Annotated in this window: 3 protein-coding genes and 1 pseudogene; 3 read left to right on the forward strand and 1 reads right to left on the reverse strand. The window is 71.7% G+C overall.

The window, feature by feature from the left end; all coding sequences use genetic code 11:
- Positions 1-60 precede the first annotated feature (60 nt).
- On the reverse strand, positions 61-834 hold the full coding sequence (locus tag ACWGDE_RS37855; RefSeq protein WP_453393624.1) for an MBL fold metallo-hydrolase: 774 nt from the start codon (positions 832-834) through the stop codon (positions 61-63).
- A 129-nt stretch (positions 835-963) separates the two neighbouring features.
- On the opposite strand from ACWGDE_RS37855, the gene ACWGDE_RS37860 reads away from it, so the two are divergent.
- The 3 genes and pseudogenes from ACWGDE_RS37860 to ACWGDE_RS37870 form a co-directional block, all read left to right on the forward strand.
- The gene (locus ACWGDE_RS37860) at positions 964-1,836 is read left to right on the forward strand and encodes a pirin family protein (RefSeq protein WP_453393625.1); all 873 of its coding nucleotides are present in this window, start codon (positions 964-966) and stop codon (positions 1,834-1,836) included.
- 171 nt (positions 1,837-2,007) lie between these two features.
- Positions 2,008-2,679 carry a TetR/AcrR family transcriptional regulator gene (locus ACWGDE_RS37865; RefSeq protein ID WP_453393626.1) on the forward strand — a complete coding sequence of 224 codons (672 nt, stop codon included), beginning with the start codon at positions 2,008-2,010 and terminating at the stop codon, positions 2,677-2,679.
- Positions 2,680-2,746: 67 nt separating this feature from the next.
- Positions 2,747-2,876 (forward strand): annotated as a pseudogene (locus tag ACWGDE_RS37870) (AraC family transcriptional regulator); the annotation flags it as partial.

Below are 2,876 nucleotides of genomic sequence, written 5' to 3' on the forward strand. Positions count from 1 at the left end.
GCCTTCGCCCGCGGCGGCGATGCGCGCCCGCACGCGCGGCATATGGACAAACACGGCCGTTCAGAGCTCTTCGGCGATGCCCGGAGCCAGACGGCGCAGCCGGCCCGCCAGATCGGGTGCGGCGAAGGCCTCGGCGATGCGGGCCGGGTCCTCGGTGAAGTGTTCCCAGGACTCGAAGTGCAGCGGAACCACGGTCCGGGCACCGAGCGAGCGGGCCAGTTCGGCGCCTTCGGCGGCGCTGAGGGAGAACGACAGGTCCCCGGTGCTGGGGAAGTGCGCGTCGCCGAGGTGGAGGAAGGCCGTGCCGATGTCGAAGCGCGCCCCGATCTCCTCGAGCGCTTCGTGGCGGACCGTGTCGCCCGACAGGTAGAGGGTGCCGCCCTCGTACTCCACGACGAACCCGGTGACGGTTCCGGTGGCTCGCTCCGTGCCGGCCGGTCCGTGCCGTGCGGGGGTCGCGGTGACCCGCACCGTGGTGGCGCCGACGGTGATCTCCCGGGTCTCCCACGGGTCCAGCCCGACCACGTCGGCGCCCAGCCGTCCGGCCGCCTCGGGGGTGGTGAGGACCGCTCCGGCGCCCGCGAGGACCTCCCGGCCCGTGCGGTCGAGGTTGTCGGCGTGCTGGTCGTGCGAGAGCAGGACCAGGTCGACGGGCGGCAGGTCGCCGGCCGCGAGGGCGGCCCCGGCGGTACGGCGCAGCGGGCGCTCGGCGGGATAGTCCCCGGCCGCCTGGTCCAGGGCGGGGTCGGTGAGGACGGTCAGCTCGCCGATCCGCAGGAGGACCGTGGCGGTGCCGAGGTAGGTCGCGGTGACGGTGGCCGGTGCGGCGGTCATGGTGGCCCCTTTCCATTCGCTGATCGATGGCCGATCTTCCATGGATCAAAACTAAACCGCTTAGTTCAGTCTGTCAACGGAACGGTTCAGTATTGACAGTGAACTGAATCGTGTAGTTCATTGCTACTCATGGACATCACAACGAACCTGCGCTCCACCGTCCGCGTCGTCAGCCCCTTCCACACCTTCGAAGGCGACGGCTTCCCCGTGCGCCGACCGTTCCCGCAGCCCGGACTCCCGCTGGTCGACCCCTTCCTGATGGTCGACCAGGTCGGTCCGCACTTCCTGGGCCCCGGCGAGGCCAAGGGCGCCCCCGCCCACCCCCACCGGGGCTTCGAGACCATCCAGTACGTCATCGACGGCGCCATGGAGGACCTCGACTCCGAGGGGCACAAGCGCGTCATGAACCCCGGGGAGGTGCAGTGGCTCACCGCCGGATCCGGGGTGGTCCACCTCGCCCGCCCCACCCCCTCCCTGTTCGCCGACGGCGGCCATCAGCACCTGCTCCAGATCTGGGTCAACCTGCCGGCCCGCCTCAAGGCGACGCCGCCACGGGTCCAGTACGGCTCCCCCGCCGACATCCCCACGGTCGACACCGGCGAGGGCGCCTCGGTCACCGTGATCGCCGGCACCACCCACGGGGCGACCGGCCCCTTCGGGACCCACACCCCCGTCCTCGTGGCGCACGCCCGCCTCGCCGCCGGCGGCCGCGCCGAGTTCTCCGCCCCGGCCGGACACAACGTCATGCTCTACGTCCTGTCCGGGGACGCGGCCACCGCCGACGCAGCCCTGCCCGACGGCCACCTCGCGATCCTCGGCGACGAAGCGGAGCGGTTCACCGTCGAAGCCCCCGACGGGGCGGCCGAGGTACTGGTGCTGGCCGGGGAACCGATCGGGGAGCCGGTCGCCCGCAGCGGGCCGTTCGTCATGAACACGGCCGCCGAGCTGCGCCAGGCCCGGAGCGACTACGAGCGGGGCCTGATGGGTCACGTCGCCGAGTGACCGGGCGGCGCGGGCCCCGGGCCCAGGCCCCGGGTCCAGGCCGCGGGTCCAGGCCGCGGGTCCAGGCCTCCGGCCCAGGTCACGGGTACGTACCGAACCGTTCAGTTCATATACTGGAACCGCAAGCCCCACCCCCACGCACCACCACAGCGCAGACGTGAAGGACACCCCATGGAAGCCGAGACGGCGAACGCCACGGACGAGTACGGCATCCCGGTCATCCCCGGCCCCTCCGACGCCGCCCAGCGCAAGCGGCAGGCGATCATCGACGCGGCCGCCGCCGAGTTCCTCGCCGAGGGCTACTCCGCCGCCTCCATGGACGCGATCACCAGCCGCTCCGGGGTCTCCAAGGCCACGATCTACAAGCACTTCGGCAACAAGGAGAGGCTGTTCCTCGCCGTCATCGGCGGGATCCTGAGGCGCACGTACGCCGGCCTCGAACCCTGCAGCTCCACCATCGCCGAGGCCGAGGACCTGCGCGGCGCCCTGATCGGCCTCACCCGGGACTGGGCCACGCTGCTGCTGCGCCCCGACATCATGTCGCTGCGCCGTCTGGTCATCGGGGAGATCGACCGGTTCCCGCAGCTCGGGCAGCTCTGGTACCGGGTCACGTACGACATGAACAACGGCCCCCTCACCGAGGCCGTCACCGCGCTCGACCGCAGCGGGAAGCTCGACGTCCCCGATCCCGTGCTCGCCGTTCAGCAGCTCGTCGCCGCGACCGTGGGCGTTCCGCAGCTGGTCCACACCTTCGCGCCGGACGCCGAGACCGACCCGGCGGAGCTCACCCGCATCGTCACCTCGGGCGTGGACCTCTTCCTGGCCCGGTACGCCACCTCCTAGGACGCGTGTCCGGATGTGACAGAAGGCCGTCATTGCGGACGCCGGGGGCGGAGGGAACGATGGGGTCATGCCCAGCAGCCGCCGTATCGTCATCGTGGTCTTCCCGGACGTCGATCTCCTCGACGTGACCGGTCCCGCCGAGGTGTTCGCCCTCGCCCACCGCGAGACCGGGGGCCGCGCCGCCAACCACGTGCAGT

Source organism: Streptomyces sp. NPDC054956 (assembly GCF_053609185.1).